This window comes from Peribacillus sp. NPDC097224 (assembly GCF_044761985.1).
Classification (GTDB): Bacteria; Bacillota; Bacilli; order Bacillales; family DSM-1321; genus Peribacillus.
Genome location: NZ_JBIWDK010000002.1, coordinates 18,543 through 35,206, shown reverse-complemented (window position 1 = coordinate 35,206; position 16,664 = coordinate 18,543). Strand labels below are relative to the sequence as shown.

15 protein-coding genes are annotated in these 16,664 nt (G+C 42.0%); 6 read left to right on the top strand and 9 right to left on the bottom strand.

The window, feature by feature from the left end; translation table 11 throughout:
• Positions 1-127: 127 nt before the first annotated feature.
• Positions 128-568 carry a peptidylprolyl isomerase gene (locus ACIQXR_RS03705; RefSeq protein WP_251540275.1) on the top strand — a complete coding sequence of 147 codons (441 nt, stop codon included), beginning with the start codon at positions 128-130 and terminating at the stop codon, positions 566-568.
• Positions 569-607: 39 nt separating this feature from the next.
• Here the strand turns inward: ACIQXR_RS03705 and ACIQXR_RS03700 are convergent, their stop codons facing one another.
• The 8 genes from ACIQXR_RS03700 to ACIQXR_RS03665 all read right to left on the bottom strand — a co-directional run bounded on the left by ACIQXR_RS03700 (position 608) and on the right by ACIQXR_RS03665 (position 8,502).
• Positions 608-823 carry a hypothetical protein gene (locus ACIQXR_RS03700; RefSeq protein ID WP_402871350.1) on the bottom strand — a complete coding sequence of 72 codons (216 nt, stop codon included), beginning with the start codon at positions 821-823 and terminating at the stop codon, positions 608-610.
• 9 nt (positions 824-832) lie between these two features.
• Positions 833-2,038: a Ger(x)C family spore germination protein gene (locus ACIQXR_RS03695; protein ID WP_403079507.1), complete on the bottom strand. Its 1,206-nt coding sequence runs from the start codon at positions 2,036-2,038 to the stop codon at positions 833-835.
• On the bottom strand, positions 2,035-3,540 hold the full coding sequence (locus tag ACIQXR_RS03690; protein WP_403079505.1) for a spore germination protein: 1,506 nt from the start codon (positions 3,538-3,540) through the stop codon (positions 2,035-2,037). Before ACIQXR_RS03690 ends, ACIQXR_RS03695 begins: the two co-directional genes overlap by 4 nt.
• A 25-nt stretch (positions 3,541-3,565) precedes the next feature.
• A complete protein-coding gene (locus tag ACIQXR_RS03685; RefSeq protein WP_402954184.1) occupies positions 3,566-4,696 on the bottom strand; it encodes a GerAB/ArcD/ProY family transporter in 1,131 nt (376 codons plus the stop codon).
• Positions 4,697-4,809: 113 nt separating this feature from the next.
• On the bottom strand, positions 4,810-5,751 hold the full coding sequence (locus ACIQXR_RS03680; RefSeq protein WP_403079503.1) for an oxidoreductase: 942 nt from the start codon (positions 5,749-5,751) through the stop codon (positions 4,810-4,812).
• A gap of 124 nt (positions 5,752-5,875) precedes the next feature.
• On the bottom strand, positions 5,876-6,241 hold the full coding sequence (locus ACIQXR_RS03675) for a hypothetical protein (RefSeq protein WP_403079501.1): 366 nt from the start codon (positions 6,239-6,241) through the stop codon (positions 5,876-5,878).
• A 101-nt stretch (positions 6,242-6,342) separates the two neighbouring features.
• Positions 6,343-7,983 (bottom strand): zinc ribbon domain-containing protein, encoded by a 1,641-nt coding sequence (locus tag ACIQXR_RS03670; protein ID WP_403079499.1) that lies wholly within the window; start codon positions 7,981-7,983, stop codon positions 6,343-6,345.
• Between the two features lie 27 nt (positions 7,984-8,010).
• Positions 8,011-8,502 carry a zinc ribbon domain-containing protein gene (locus ACIQXR_RS03665; protein ID WP_402989860.1) on the bottom strand — a complete coding sequence of 164 codons (492 nt, stop codon included), beginning with the start codon at positions 8,500-8,502 and terminating at the stop codon, positions 8,011-8,013.
• 190 nt (positions 8,503-8,692) lie between these two features.
• Here ACIQXR_RS03665 and ACIQXR_RS03660 point away from each other — a divergent pair, with 190 nt between their 5' ends.
• From ACIQXR_RS03660 to ACIQXR_RS03645, 4 genes are all read left to right on the top strand, one after another.
• Positions 8,693-10,069: a zinc ribbon domain-containing protein gene (locus tag ACIQXR_RS03660; RefSeq protein ID WP_402989857.1), complete on the top strand. Its 1,377-nt coding sequence runs from the start codon at positions 8,693-8,695 to the stop codon at positions 10,067-10,069.
• On the top strand, positions 10,066-11,391 hold the full coding sequence (nagZ, locus tag ACIQXR_RS03655; protein ID WP_403079497.1) for a beta-N-acetylhexosaminidase: 1,326 nt from the start codon (positions 10,066-10,068) through the stop codon (positions 11,389-11,391). Before ACIQXR_RS03660 ends, nagZ begins: the two co-directional genes overlap by 4 nt.
• A 203-nt stretch (positions 11,392-11,594) precedes the next feature.
• A complete protein-coding gene (locus ACIQXR_RS03650) occupies positions 11,595-13,985 on the top strand; it encodes a bifunctional diguanylate cyclase/phosphodiesterase (RefSeq protein ID WP_403079494.1) in 2,391 nt (796 codons plus the stop codon).
• Positions 13,986-14,069: 84 nt separating this feature from the next.
• Positions 14,070-14,258: a hypothetical protein gene (locus tag ACIQXR_RS03645; protein WP_402871278.1), complete on the top strand. Its 189-nt coding sequence runs from the start codon at positions 14,070-14,072 to the stop codon at positions 14,256-14,258.
• A gap of 139 nt (positions 14,259-14,397) precedes the next feature.
• Here the strand turns inward: ACIQXR_RS03645 and ACIQXR_RS03640 are convergent, their stop codons facing one another.
• On the bottom strand, positions 14,398-14,796 hold the full coding sequence (locus ACIQXR_RS03640) for an SET domain-containing protein (protein ID WP_402871281.1): 399 nt from the start codon (positions 14,794-14,796) through the stop codon (positions 14,398-14,400).
• A gap of 352 nt (positions 14,797-15,148) precedes the next feature.
• Here ACIQXR_RS03640 and ACIQXR_RS03635 point away from each other — a divergent pair, with 352 nt between their 5' ends.
• Positions 15,149-16,639, top strand: coding sequence for an amino acid permease (locus ACIQXR_RS03635; RefSeq protein ID WP_402871283.1), 1,491 nt, complete (start codon positions 15,149-15,151; stop codon positions 16,637-16,639).
• Positions 16,640-16,664 lie beyond the last annotated feature (25 nt).

Here is a 16,664-nt window from a genome sequence, read left to right as displayed (position 1 = left end):
ATTATAAGAGAAGAAACGCACGCTGTATAATAATTGAATCTGAAAACACAGCGCTTTCTTTTCTTTCTCTTGCTAAAAATGGTACTATTAAGACTGATTCAGTTCATTTTAAAGGAGATGTTTTATAATGGCTAAAAAAGGATACATATTGATGGAAAACGGAGAGAAAATCGAATTTGATCTTTTCCCTAATGAAGCACCAAACACAGTGGCTAACTTTGAGAACCTGGCAAACACAGGCTTTTACAATGGTGTAGTCTTTCACCGTGTCATCCCTGGCTTCGTAAGCCAAGGCGGAGATCCAACAGGTACAGGTGCAGGCGGAAGCGGCACACAGATCAAATGTGAAACAGCTGGAAACCCGCACAAGCATGAAGCAGGCAGCTTGTCCATGGCGCATGCCGGAAAAGATACGGGCTCAAGCCAATTCTTTATCGTTCATGAACCACAACCGCATCTAAACGGTGTTCATACTGTATTCGGTAAAGTAACATCAGGTCTAGAAACGGCTAAAGCAATGAAAAATGGCGACAAAATGGAGAAAGTAGAAGTTTTTGACGCTGAATAATAAATGAAGAAAGAGGGGGCCTAGGCTCCCTCTTTTTCGTTATAATAGCTTTTTTAGTGGACCAAACAGGATGTTGAATATTTGTGTAGGTCCCGGCATTTCCGGAAAGAGTATGAGAAGGATTGCCAGAACCCATCCGATGGCCAGTAAAAGGACCACCGTTTTTTTCTCTCTTTTATGGGAGCGGTCGATTTTAGGATAGTTGAAAAGAAAAAGGAGGAAGAGTAAGACAGTCACTCCCAATATAGCGGCCATTTTCAAATCCTACTCACCTCTCTTTATCGTTCCTAATGTTTTCGTCATCAAACCTGGTTCTTGTACTTTCAAATGGATATCCATGTTTATTGTGACTTGTGGGAAGACATACTTCCAATGGTCTTTTACCTTTTCCCACTCTTCTGGATACTTTTGATGAAAGGATTCAGCAATACCGAAGGCATCCGTCCCCATGCCATCCCTCACCTCGATAATGGCAGCCTCTATATCTCGTTCCATTTCATGCTGTAAATAGGTCTCAATCTGCTTCGAGCTAGATTCCTCCATGATATCCAGATTGCTGCCGTTCTGAACCAGTAAACCGTCTACGTTCACATCAACCGTTACACTCCACTTTCCGTTTTCAATCTTGGGAATCAGCTTTGTCGATTGCCGAAGTGGGTGCACCGAGATTTTCCTTCCATCTGGGGTCGATGTGGTTATCGCTCCCAATTTATTTTGATTCCGGATCCATAGCAAACCTTGCGTGACATCTTCTTTAATCGATCCTACCATTTTATCCTCTTTGAAAATAGCGACACCAGAAAACGTGGTAATGGTCTCTGTTGCTTTTTCTGGTTGATCAGGCTTGGATATTTCAAGAAGGGGGAGTATGCCGCCCTTGGAATCACTGATGGTCATCAGCTGGAAATCCTTGACTGTGATCGGTTTTTTTATATACAATTCCGATGATTTTTGTAAAACATCCCCCATATAACTTTCTAGAGCGGGGACCAATTCGAGTATCTCGGAAGCCGGCCCCTTGCTGATAAATAAGTCACCACGTGCCCGGGGTTGAGGATGGCGATTGATGAAATCAATCTGATCATTCAAATGGCCTTTAAGGGCAAATTTTTCTCCGAAAATAAAGGCATCACAGTGGCCCCAGAAAATCTGGCGAGAAAATAACTTTTGCAGGTTCACCATGGCATCCGCCATATTTTCCCCTGTTGCGGATTTAACGAGGACAAGGCTTTCGACTCCACCCGTCCCAGGACCGGCTCCTTGCTGTTGACTGCTGGCGGCCCGGGGAATGAAAACCTGGATGGTAACTTGCACTTGATCTTCTTCTGTAATATCTATCCCCGCTGCCATGACCAAAGCCATATTGGAAAGCTCTTTGCTACCCCAACAGCCAGATAGGGTACAAGTGAAAAAGCATAGCATGGTCACTGTAATGGCTTTTTTGATTGGCTTGGAAAGAATGGTATTCATGCTTTGGAGTCCTTTCCTCTCATCCTAAGGTTTTTCTGATTGGGGTGGTTGTCTTCATTAAAAAATCTCCTCCGCTTCTGTAAAGATTGCCAAGGTGCCCGGAATAGTGCGTCTTGCCATGAACCATTCTTCAAAGGAGGTAGGTAAGGTACCCCAATGGAGGTCAACTTGCATAGATGAATGACGATAGTGATGACCCCAAGCATCAGCCCGAATAATCCCAGTGTCCCGGCAAGGAGGATAATGGGGAAGCGTAATAATCGTAAGGCGATGCCCTGCGAATAGCGGGGCACTAAAAAGGAGGCGATTCCTGTAAGAGAAACGACGATGACCATCGGAGCGGAAACGATTCCGGCTTGAACCGCGGCCTGTCCGATAACTAGCCCCCCGACGATGCTGACGGCTGCACCGATTTGTTTAGGAAGCCGGAGTCCTGCTTCCCTTAGAGCCTCGAAGGTGACCTCCATCAGGATTGCTTCCACGAATGCCGGAAATGGTATGGCTTCCCGTGATGAGGCAATGGTAATTAACAGGGTGGTCGGAATCATTTCCTGGTGAAAAGTCAGGATGGCGACATACAAGGACGGGAGGGTAACCGAGAAAAAAATAAATAGGTAGCGTAATAGCCGTACAGAAGAACCGATTAAAAAGCCAAAATAATAATCTTCCGGTGACTGGATAAAAGAATAGAAACTGACCGGGGCGATTAAAACGAAAGGTGTCCCATCGACTAGGATGACGATACGTCCTTCCAGTAAATTGGCAGCCACAACATCGGGTCTTTCCGTTGTTAGCAATTGTGGAAAAGGCGAATATGGATTGTCCTTGATGGATCCCTCGATATATCCTGTTTCCAGAACACCATCCAATTCAATCTCGTTGATCCTGGTTTTCAATGTCTCCAATACTTGTTTATCAGCCTTACCCTCTATATAGGCAATGACAACCTCCGTTTTTGTATAACTCCCCACTTTTACTGATTCCATTTTAAGCGTGGGGGAGCTGATTTTTCTGCGAATGAGAGATGTGTTGGTTTGTATGGATTCGATGAATCCTTCGCGGGGACCACGTACCACACTTTCAGCTTCGGGGTCCTCAATCGGGCGCTTATCAACTTTCACAAGGCCCAGTGCCAGGGCATAATCCATTTTTTGTACCAAGAGAATCGAGTAGCCGGTAGAAAGATAGGTGATGCATTCGGCAAACGTACGAATTTCTTTTGTATCAAGAACTTGAAGCCTTTCTTTCACGGCTTCATGGATGTCAGAAAATGAGAGGGACTCTTCCATCAGCGTATTCATCACATTATTTTCAATTTGTTTCGTATCGGATAGTCCTTCCATATAAAGGAGGGCGGCATCCGTATGCCCCCCAATGCAAAAAGTCCGAAAAACCACATCGTAACAATTGGAATAAGTCGCTTGTAAATAGGAAAGGTTTTTGGGAAGATCCTTAAATAGCGGCAAGTCCTGCTTTATTTTCTCTTGTTCGGATTGGTTCATGACATGGCCTACTCCTTTCTACAGGCTAGTTTTTAGTTAGGGATGAAGAGCCATTCGGCACTTCTTTCTTCTGGTATAAACGTCTTTTCAATTTAGCTATTACTAATAGCAGGACCGGGAGCAGTGTCAACATGAAGGGAAGCAAAAAAGGAAAGACGGTTCTAGTGAACTCGGTCTGACCCTGTAAGTTGTAAAACTCCCAAAAACCAAATAATGTAACCAGGAATCCTAACGGTAGGATAAGCGGTTTATAGCTAGGAAGATTCAGGCACTGAGCTGTACCCACAACTAGGATATAGAAGAACACCGTGAGCTTGATGTATGCCCCAAGCATCCATCCTGGTATGATCGCCGCTTCAAGGTGCTCAAAGAAATTCATGAAACTGATGTAGCGAATCGCCTTGAATACGGGAAATGTGTAGTAGCTCGTGAGATCACCGAAAAGGAACAAGGCAGTTAGATTCAAGCAAATAAGGCTCAGCATAATGGCGATGATGGAGATGATGATCCATTTCATCCCCTGCTTTCGATCCCTAAGGAATGGTAGAAGTACCGCAATGATAAAGACTTCACTGAACCAAGCCTGTGGAACGGCGGCGCCTAATAGTGGCGGCTTTAGACCATTTTCCAATATCGGATAAATCCTGGTCGTATCGTAGTCCTGAAAAAGAATCAACATAATGAATGGAATCGGGATGATGAATATGGGAATGAAAAGAGATGAAGCACGTCCCAGCACCGATACACCGCCAGAAACGGCGAAGGCAGACACCAAGACCAGGCTACCCATGATGACGACCCTTGGCGTTTCCGGCAAAAATGTAATGATGATGAAATCGGCATACTCCCTTAAAATGAAGCCCGACATGTAAAGGAAAAAGAAAACATACAAACAAGTCAGGGCCTTTGAAGGAAACTTGCCTATAATATGCCGGCTGTATTCGAATATCGTTTCATTCGGGTACATCTTATGTAATTGGTATAGGATATAAGCTGTGAAAAAACCATTCAATGAGCCAATGATAGGAGATATCCACATATCTCGCCCCGCATATGAATGGGATATGTTTGGCACGGTCAAAATGGCTGTAGCAAAGATGGTTGGGTAAATAATCAGTGCCAATTGATAGGAAGTAATTTTTCCGTTTTCAAGCATGCTTGTCCCTCATTAATTTTTTTTATAGTATCTCTCTTAAAAGGGAAATTACGCATCTTTCATGAAAAAGGACGAAAAAAAAGAACAGCTGGTTCCTGTTCTATAGAGAAGCATCATGATCGGTTTATATTGGCAAAAGTGAAGGGATACTGTACACCTGTCATGGATGCTGAAATCTCCCATAACTTTTCAGAAGTATCTTTGTCATATAGTGAGTCGATGATGGGATCTTTTTTAGGGAAGCCCTTTCTGCCCTTTTTTCCATCGGGGCCAATATATTCCCCACCTCGTAAGGTAGGTTCCGTTGCTGCGTAAAGCGTGGGAAGGGCACCCATATTGGCGGGCTGGGTGAAGGTCTTGGAGAGGTAGTGGACAAACTTATTCAGGGGCTTGCCAGATCCGCGTGACATGAGGTTCGTATGGGAAAGTCCAGGGTGGCAGGCGACACTGATCGAGTTTGCTTGGTGCTGTTCGAACTTGTTTTGCAATTCCCGGGAAAAGAGAAGATTGGCAAGTTTGCTTTGGGCATAGTACCTCATTGGTTTATATTGATCCTTCCCATCCAAGTGATCGAAGTCTATGTTCCCGTTATTGGCGGCTAAACTGCTTAATGTGACGACCCGTGATTTTGGCGTCGAAAGGATTTTGGGAAGCAATAGGCCGGTCAAGGCAAAATGCCCAAGGTGATTGCTTCCGAATTGTAGCTCGAACCCATCCTTCGTTTGACTATAAGGGGGAATCATGACCCCTGCATTGTTGATTAGAATGGATAAGGAATCGTAGTTCTCCAAGAATGAATCGCTAAACTGATGAATGCTCCTCAAATCACTTAAATCGAGTGGCATCACGGAGACATTTGCCTTAGGATGGGCAGACGTGATTCGATCCACCGCCTTTTCCCCTTTCGAAGCATTCCGGACAGCAAGAATGACTTCTGCTCCTTTCCCCGCTAATACAAAAGCCGTTTCAAAACCAAGGCCGCTATTCGCCCCTGTAATCACAACTGTTTTCCCCTTTACATCTGCCATTTGGTCGCCATTCCACTTTTCATTCATACCATCGACTCCTTTCCTGCTCATTCTCTCTCTATCATATACCCATATTATTCCTATATGTCTCGTTTTAAGAGGAATAAAAAGTAAAAAGTGGCCCTTTTTTATAAAGGGCCACTCAAGACGTTCAATCTGGCAAGAGGGTATTAGGAATCTTAATGGGACTGGACAGTTTAGAATGATCACGATAGGAACGATAGGAGATGATATCGTGATTTTTGATGTGGACATCCAACTGGAGGATGTGGGCATTTTTCATTTCCAAATGGTAGGTCGCTCCTTCTTTCTTTAGAGAATAAAAGGTATAGGTCTTCCCTAAAAGCTCCTTGTCGATTCGATTCGTCTCCGGTTGGTTTTGAATATAAAGAGCGAGCTCCATAATTGTGATGGAGGTTCCTCCCGTAAGTTCTATTATCTTTTCCTTCATATAATCTACAGCATGACTCAGAGAGGCCTGTGCTTTCCCAGCAAGTTTTTTTACCTTATCATCCATGAAGTCTTCTCCTTTTTATTGGGTCATACTGTAGTATGGGGCACATATCTTAGGCTTTATACAAAAAACCTCTGTCCCTTGAGGGAACAGAGGAAGAGTAATTATTTTAGAGAACCGGGAAAGAACTTGTTCAAATAGCTACCGGCAAATCCAGCAATATAGGAAAGAATAAAGCTACCGATAAAGACCTGGACAACACTGACGCGGAGGGAGAAGGTAATGGCATTTTCTCCATCCCCCATATCAAATAGACCATTCAGCGAAATTGCCGAGAAAGATGCTATTGCGCTAACGAATAGACTATATACAAGGCTTAGTACAGCCAGTGATACGAATGAAGACTGTTTGGACTTAGCCATAGAATAACCGGCAAATATCAGCAATAAGATAGGAAGGATCATCGCTAGCTTCAAGTAAAGGTCGATGTTCGTAAAACTGAAAAATAAATCTAAATATGAAAGATCTCCTCCTTCCATAACGTCACCATCCGTGCTAAAGCCGGAGAATACGGAGAAACTAATTTCTCCACTTTCTCCGTCCCCTTCTCCTTTTAGGGAGAGTGGGGTGAAATGGAGCATACTATAAACGATGGAAGATAATTGCACACCTAGATAGCAGGCTGCCAAGGTGGTCTTTTCTAAAATTTGTTGACTAACACCAGGTACATCAAGGACCGAGAGCATTTCTTTTGCATCATTCATTTTACTGATAAGGATGGCGACCATTACAATGGTAAGTGTAACGAAACCACGGATAAATGCAGAAAACCCTTGGTGGACGGCATTCCCATAAGGAATCAATGATTCAAGTTGCTTGGTTATTTGGCGGTAGTTAATACTAAATAACATCCCCAGCATGCTAAAGACGATTCCAAACAATAAACCTTTAAAGAAGGTTTGGAAGAATGGATAAGCAGTTGTTATGGCTAGATTCAAGCTTTCTCCGCTTTCAGAGTGCTTGATTTTATAATCAAAACCACTGAATAGAGATAAGAACGTCAACAAAAGGCTGTAAATCAATGCTATTCCAACGGCTCCTGAAAGGAAAGATTGTATAGAGATATCAGTATGTTTCTTTCTGTATACAATGCCACTTAAGAATAAGCATAATAAGGGAATTATAATGAATAAAACATATGTGAAGGAAAGGCTCAATTCGCCGGACCCTTTATAATCTTCATATGAGTTATTGCTTTCCATATCTAACGTATAACTTGGTGAAAGTGTATGAGACATCATGACCGTATCTGAGAATCCGAATATAGCTCCAGGTTCTTTGAATTTGAAGCCAGACTCATCCGCCATGTTTTCGGCAGCTTCCTCTGGGGTGAACCCAAACGATTCTTCAAATATGTCCTCATAAAAATTAGTATTTGTCGTATACACTAAAAGATTTAAAAGAAGCATGAGAATAAAAGCTGCAATGGCAGGTATAAGGGCTTTTCGTAATGTATCTTTAGATAATAGAGAAGTAAACGAGAAGGTCCTTGAATTTAATATTCGTGGTGTTACTTTCTCGTTCATGGAAATCTTTGTTGTGCCGAATTTAAGTAGGGAGTTTCCGCAAGAATTGCAGTAATTATCAATCTTGTTAGTTCCTTCTCCACATTCGGGACAAAAGTTCGTTTCATTATTTACTAATTGTAACTGTTGCAGAGATGATGAATTTCCTAGTGCAGTCCCATCATGTGAGCAATAGTTGCTATAGTCCGGATTAGATTCTCCGCATGTTGTACAGAACATAGCTATCCTCGTCTCCTTTCATTTCATTCATGATGTCTTTAAACCGCAACAGTTGCAGAAGACAGCATGTAATGGGATTTGTTCTTCACATGAAGGACAGGAAGATGTTTCTATTTGAGTATCCAATTTTGGTAACTCCACTTTGGCTCCGCAGCCTCCACAAAATTTATCTTCACTGGTGACCGGAGACCCACATGAACTACAGGCATGCTCTGTTTGACTTTGAGAGTTCAATTCAGTAATAGACTGTTGTGCCTTGTATATGACGTGGTCAAATTCCATTAAAGATGTCATTTTTTTTGTCAGTTCTTCAGTGGGATGGATCTCGTTGCTACGTAATTTTTTATATAATTCCTCCCCTAACTGTAAAAGTATTTCGTTCCGTTTCATACCGGTTTCTTGTATGCTCCTTTTGTACTGGTTAATCGTTTGGGCGTTTTGAAGCTTTTGTTTGTTCGTTTGTAAGCTATCCTGAATCTTATTGAGTCCACTTCCTAGCTTATCTTGCAATTCATTCAAATTTACCACTCCTTCATATTTTCCTAAGCTATCAAATAATTCAAAAGTTATATGTATAATTAGATAGTGATAGGTCTAAATTCATAAGATTTGTTGCGTTGTCATGTTACATAATATAGTATTATTGAGATAATATGAATCGATTTTTATAATTTAGCATATATTTTAAGTGAAAAAAGGGGAGAAAACATTGCATTGTAATAATTGTGGGGAAAAAATAAGTGGGAATAAGGCCTTTTGTACTAAGTGCGGAACGACTATAGAAAATCAGAATCCTATTGCTGAAACACGGATAAAAAGTCCTAGAACGGGTTCTTTTTTTAAGTCGAAAAGTTCTAAGGTTCTCTCCATTTCTGTAATCCTATTGCTAATGGTTGGATTTGCTGGTTATATAACAGTACAGAGTATGTATAAACCGGCTAAAGTAGTTAAACAATTTGAAGATGCCATTAAAAGTAACAATACTAAGGACGTAGCGAAGATTTTGAATGGTGGACAGGATGTGATGAAGGTAGAAGAAGCGGATGCGAAGATGCTTATTCAATATTTCGATGAAAATCCTGATCTTCTAGCCGAAACCAAGTCAAATCTGAAAAAAACGGCTCAATACTTGGAAAATGATAATGTAATAGGTTCTAAAGGTGAAGGTTTTTTAACCTTGCAAAAGGTTAAGAAAAAATGGGGAATCATTAAGCAATATGGTGTTAGCTTTCAGCCAGTTTACATAAAGGTCTCAACAAATCAGCCACATGCCTCCGTTTCCATTAATGAGAAAGGCGTGGGGGAACTGAAAGAGGGAGAAGAGCGGACATTCGGGCCATTCTTACCGGTTGAGCATGAGGTTAAAGGCTCCTATAAAGGGGAATATACAACGGTAACTGATAAGGTTAAAATTGATTCATTAGAGGAAGACAGCCATAAGATTCCCGTTGGTTTGGATTTGACGGGAGATGATGTGTATCTAACCTCTAATTATGATGAAGCGACCGTTTTCGTAAATGGAACGAGCACGGGCAAAACCGTCGAGGATCTAGAATCATTCGGTCCGGTGTCTTTAGATGGGAAGATGAAGATTCATGCGGAAGTAAAAGTGCAAGGAAAGACCTTGAAAAGCGAAGAGGTCTCGGTTAAAAATGCTTCAATAGATTTATGGGTGGATGATACGGAAATCGCGGAAGCTGAAGAACGAGCTTACCAAGCAGCTGCTGCAAAAGAAACAGAAGAGGAAGATATAATAGCGGTAGTCAATGAACATTATGAAGAGATTACAAACGGAGATTATGAATCAGCTTATGATTTATTCAGTACCGGCAGAAAAGGGAAAAATAAATTCAGCAGCTGGGAAGAAGGAATGAAGGATAACATGAGTGATGAAGTGACGTATGTAGAAGTTGAATCAATGAATGATAACAAGGCCACTGTCTCATTTGAAATGGTCTCTGAAGATTGGAAAGATGGAGAGACACTTGTCCAAACATGGAAGGGCAAATGGCATCTGGTGAAGGAATCTTCTGATTGGAAACTTTCAGACCCTGAAATTAAATTAGTGGATAAGATAGTCCAATGAAGAAAAGGTATATATACATTGGACTCCTCTTCATTGCGCTTCTTTCATTTTTAACGGTCGTACTCATCCAGTTGAATATGGATACGAATCTTCCAAGTGAAAAGACAGAGAATCGTGGTACCAAGGAAGCCAATAAAAAAGAGGAAACAACCGTACAAGAGAATAAGATAAATAAAGAGGATACAAGTGATAAGGAAATTAATGCATTGACCAATACCGATGAAAAAGTGGAGAAAATGCTAGAAAAGATGACGCTCGAAGAAAAAGTCGGGCAGCTCATGATGATCGGCTTTTCTGGTACGGAAAAGAGCACCGAGGTTCAGGAGTTCATCGAAGAAAAGCATATAGGCGGCATCATTTACTTTGACCGTAATATGAGTTCTCCTAAACAAGTGGCCGAGTTATCCAACTCCCTGCAGGAATCTGCAGAAGGTAGCCGATTCTCGCTTCCACTCATGGTTGCCATCGATCAAGAAGGAGGGGCCATTACCCGGATGAGGGAACAGGTTTCCCCTATCCCTTCGCAACAGAAGTTAGGGGAAAAGGCCACTGCGGATGAAGTATATCAGGTGGCTAAATTGAATGGTAGAGAGCTGGAGTCGATGGGAATCAACCTTAACTTTGCCCCTGTTTTGGATTTATCGAAGAAAGATAGCCGTTCATTTGGAACGGACCCAAAAAAAGTCCATCAATATGGGGAAAAAGTGATTGAAGGGTTGAATGAAGCATCCGTTACAGGAGCCCTGAAGCACTTCCCGGGGAATGGCCGTAGCGAGATTGATCCACATGTCGAGACCTCTTCCGTGGAAGCAAACCAGCTTGACCTGGAAAACTCGGATATCTATCCGTTTAAAGAAATCATCAAGGAAGTGGATAATGACAAGTTTTTCATGATGGTGACGCATATAAAATATCCGGCTTATGATAAAGAAAAACCTGCCAGCCTATCCAAGGTCATTATCGAAGACCTGCTACGAGAGAAGCTTGGCTACAAAGGAATCATCATCACGGATGATATGGAAATGGGAGCCGTGAAAAATTACTTTTCCTTTAAGGACATGGGCAAAGAAGCGATTCTTGCAGGCGTGGACATCGTCTTGGTTTGTCACGAACATCCCCACCAATTAGAGGTGTATAACGGGATAATCGATGCCGTTAAAAAAGGGGAAATCCCGATGGAACGAATCGATGAATCAACAAAGCGCGTCCTGACTTACAAACTGAACAACATTCAACAAACGACCGTTGACCCAGAACAAGCTGCAAAAGTAGTGAAAAGTCCTGAAAGCGTGGATTATATCAATGGTCTGGGCCTTGAATGAATTGGCAAGAAGTAGAACCCGAACGGTGTCGTTCGGGTTCTTTTTCGTCTTTTGAAGGAACTGGCTTGGTAAATATGTATATTTAATGGATGTGGAGATTGAAATTGCTGAAATGTGTCCGATATATGACTAGAAACGGGAATTTTTGATGAGGGAGAAAAAAATTGCACATACATGGAAGCTATAACATAGGGCTTGTCATTTTGTCCTTCATAATTGTGACCTTGGCTTCGTATTCGGCTTTGGATCTTGTGGGAAGAATCATCCATTCAAAACAGAAAGCCAAGAAATATTGGCTGGTAGGTGGAGCGATTACGATGGGTCTAGGTATATGGTCGATGCATTTTATCGGGATGCTGGCTTTACAGGTCCATGAAACAATTACGTATGATTATCTTAAGGTTCTGATATCGGTTGGGATCGCCATTTTTGCTTCAGGGATGTCCTTGTTCTTTGTCAGTCGTGAAACGATGAATCGGAAACAGTTATTCATTGGAGGTGCCTCATTGAGTACGGCCATCCTTACGATGCATTACACGGGAATGGCTTCGATGCGTATGGCGGCGTCCATTCAGTACGATCCGCTATTGGTGATCTGTTCCGTACTAATTGCTTGTTCCGCTTCGGTCGCGGCTTTAAAGATCAACTTTCACTATAAACATCAAAAGGCTACCAGGCTGGTTGAAAAAATCATCAGTGCAAATATCATCGGGATAGCGGTTGCAGGCACGCACTATACGGGAATGGCGGCTGCTACGTATCATAGCAATCACACGGTTTCACCAACCAGTTCAGCTCTTCCTGTTGGAACGCTCTTTCTGGCACTCGGAATCGGAAGTGCCATGCTTTTCATTCAGATAGTTGTCCTCTTTTTCATTCGCCTTGATAAGAAACTCACCCTACAGAACAAGGAGTTGCTACTAACCCAGAAAAAGTACGATTCCCTTGTGACACACAATCCAGATATCATTTTCAGGATCAATAAGGAAGGCAAGCTGGAAATGGTCAACCCGGCGGTTTTTAAGGTTTTAGGTTATACACCGGAGGACATTCTAAGCTTTTCGATTGAAAATCTTTTATCTGAAGAGGAATGGCAGGAAAGCAAAAACTACTATATGGATACGTTAAAAGGGACCCTTCGCTCTTTTGAAATTATGGCCATCCATAAAAATGAAAGTATGGTCGCTCTTAATGTCTTGACCGTTCCGGTATATGTCGATAATGAAATCGAAGGTGTATACGGAATTGCCAAGGACATCACCGAGCAGAAAGCGGCCTTGGCCAAAGTCAATTATATGGCCTATCATGATGAACTTACAGGGTTGCCAAACCGAAGGTCCTTTAAGGAAAAAGCAAATATCTTCATTGAGCAAAATGTGGAAGGCATGTCTGCTTTACTCCTGATGGATATTGATCGATTCAAGACCATTAACGATACCTTGGGACATGGGCAAGGTGATTGGTTTATAAAAGAAATTGCCAAACGGTTTGACGATTGCCTGGAACCAGGAGAACTCCTAGCTAGAATCGGGGTGGATGAATTTGCGGTATTCCTGCCGCAGATATCCGGGCTTGAACAAGTGGAAATCACCGCCCAAAAGTTACTGGAATCTTTGGTAGAACCAATCAAGGTCAATAACCATGACATCTACACAACCACATGTATTGGGATATCAGCTTACCCGCAGGATGGGGGGGACATCGAAGAACTTTTGAAAAGAGCGGATCTGGCGATGTTCTTAGGAAAAGGAACGGGAGACTCATCGTATAAGTTCTTTAAAGAGTCCATGGAAAGTAGATTGGATAAAATCCTGATTGAAGAAGAAATGAGGATGGGGATTCATAAAGATAATGAATTTCTATTATACTTTCAACCAAAGATCGATACACAGACTGAGAAAATATCAGGTGTAGAAGCTTTGGTCCGTTGGAATCATCCAAGGCTGGGATTCGTCTCACCAGCTGAGTTCATTCCATTGGCTGAGGAAACGGGGCTGATCATCCAACTCGGTGAAAAGATACTCGACTTGGCATGTGCCCAACTCCATGCCTGGCATAAAGAAGGATTCGATTCCATTCATATCGCCGTCAACATATCGACGCGGCAATTCATGCAGGAGAATTTCATCGAAAAGTTGAGATGCATGTTGGACAAATGGAATATAGATGGAAGGAATCTCGAGTTGGAAATTACTGAAAGTACGGCGATGAACAATGTGAATAGGGCCATCTTTACCTTTGAAAGGTTAAGGGAACTTGGCGTGAAGATCGCCATAGATGACTTCGGTACCGGATATAGTTCTTTTGCTTACTTAAAGGATTACCCCATCAATACATTGAAAATCGACCAATCGTTTATCAGGAACTTGGCAACCGGTGGACCGGATGAAGCGATTGTGGCGTCCATCATTGGGCTGGCCAAAAATATGCAGCTGAATATTGTGGCAGAAGGCGTTGAATATCAAACGCAATTTGACTTTTTAAAAGAAATGGAGTGTAACCAGGTACAGGGTTACATGTTCAGTAAACCGTTGCCAGCACACGAATTAGAAGACAAGTTTCTACGCAATCTATATGCGTTTCCGGTCGCCTGAAGGATGGATGTTTGGGTCTCCTTGTTTAAAGAAGTGGTTATAGGGAAATACTATACTATACTAAAATATAAGGAGGAAACTCAGATGCCATCAAACAAAATGATTGGAACCGTCGTATTGGGAGCAGCTGCTTACTTAATGCGCAATAAAGAAACGCGTGAGAAAACAATAAGCCAGATCAAATCAATCGCTAATCCTGAAATGATTGATAAGGTAAAGAGCCAACTCCAATCCTTCACTAAATCAAAATCAAGTAATTCAACAATCAATTAAGGTAGCATGAAAAAAAGCTCCATCAAGGGATAGCATATCCTTGATGGAGCTTTTTTGGTTTCCCGAATTACGTAAAAAGCACCTGCCTTTAAAAAACTGGAGAAAGTTTTTTAAACGGCAGGCGCTTTTATGTCATCAATTACTCAGCTTCTTCACCATTGTCTTCTTTATTGAACCATAATGGATCTTCGTTATCGACCTCACCATTATAATTGATGGTAATCTCTTCTCCCGCCTTAATATCGGTATAAGCGAAGAAATCGAATGTATGATGATCAAAGTTTATGTCATATGTGGCATTCGGCGTATAGGAGTGGTTAAACAGCATGCCATATCCTAAAAGCAGGCAAGTATGGTTGATGCCATACTCAAACGCATAATCCGCTAGCAATGTTTTCTCGATATGAACATGCTCTTCATTTGGATAAGCGATAACCGGTGCTTCATGCAACAGCTCACCTTTTTTAATATCACGTTTTGCGAAAACGCCTCTATTGAACTCTCCATCACTGAGTGTGGAATTTTTAACTTCGATCATATTCGTCACCTACTTGTTCTTTTCTTTTATAGTCCAGATTGTATAAGCTTGACAGCAATTAGGAAGAAAAGCAACTAATTTAGGGAAATTAATCGTTATCCTCTTGAAGAATCCCCAATAAGTGCAAAATATCGTGGCACAAAAATACAAAGAAATATGGCGTAAGTGCAAAGGAATTTGTCTATATCGCGGTTTTATTGGGTGAAGATGTAGGATTTTGCTGACAAGTGAAAAGTGGCATGAAAATTGCTGAAAGAAATAGAATAATTAATCCATTCAGAACTTTCAAGTAGTATAATTTCTAAAGTGGGAATTTTCTGAACTGCGTGCAAAAGCAAAAGGGGATGTACATATGATAGTAAAACGCGAAGAGGAAGTCTTTGAGTATCCAGTCGAAACACCGAAAAAAGAACAGGCGTTAAACAGAGGGTTGAAATCTCGTCACTTAACGATGATTTCCATTGGAGGAGCCATCGGAACAGGATTGTTTCTTAGCAGTGGGGCTGCCATACATACAGCGGGACCAGGCGGTGCTCTACTTGCTTACGCATTGGTCGGGGCCATGGTGTACTTTGTCATGACAAGCTTAGGGGAACTAGCTGCCTTTATGCCAACCAGTGGATCATTTAGTACATATGGAACGAAATTTGTCGATCCTGCCTTTGGATTTGCCTTGGGTTGGACATATTGGTTCAACTGGTCCATGACTATAGCGGCTGAGTTAGCCGCATCGACCATCATCATGAAATTCTGGTTTCCGGATAGTCCATCACTATTGTGGAGTTTCTCATTTTTAGTGCTTATTTTTCTATTGAACTATCTCTCTGTCAAAGGCTATGGTGAAGGGGAATATTGGTTTTCTTTCATTAAAGTTACGGCCATCATCATTTTTATCATTGTCGGCTTACTCATGATTGTAGGCATTATGGGAGGGGAAGCGGTAGGCTTTAAAAATTTCACAGTGGACGATGCTCCTTTTCCAGGTGGGTTCATGGGGGTATTCATCGTTTTCATAGCAGCAGGTTTTTCTTTTCAGGGGACGGAAATCGTTGGTGTTGCAGCTGGGGAAAGTGAAAATCCAGCTAAAAATATACCGAAGGCCATTAAAAGCGTCTTCTGGAGGATTCTCCTTTTTTACATATTGGCGATTTTCGTGATAGGGCTGCTTATCCCTTATACGAATTCAAGTTTACAAGGCGAGAATGTTATGGTCAGCCCATTTACGCTCATATTTGAGAAAGCGGGAGTAGCCTTTGCGGCTTCCCTGATGAACGCCGTGATTTTAACTGCGGTATTATCTGCGGGGAATTCAAGCTTATATGCCTCTACCCGTATGTTATATTCGATGGCTAAAGCCGGGCAAGCACCCCGGATTTTTGCCAAACTGAACAAACGAGGTGTCCCAGTGGCGGGTATGATCTTAACATGTTCCATCGGAATGCTTGCCTTTTTGGCTTCCATATTCGGTGATGGCACCGTATATCTATGGCTAATGAACGCGATCGGGATAACGGGATTTATCTTCTGGCTGGGCATTTCCATAAGCCATTATCGCTTCCGTAAGGCATATGTGTTACAAGGGCATTCATTGGATAAGCTGCCGTACAAGGCTTTATGGTTTCCAATCGGGACGATATTTGCCATTACGATTGGAATGGTCGTCATCTTGGCTCAAAATATCCAAGCGTTCTTTTCGGACCATATCGATTGGGGAAGTGTGGTGGCGGCGTACTTAGGAATCCCTCTTTTTCTCGCCCTCTGGTTTGGGTATAAACTGATTAGGAAAACGAGATTCGTTAAGCTCGAAGAAGTAGAAATTAATTTTGATGAAAAGTATGACTGAAAACTTCCGGACCATGTTCACAGAC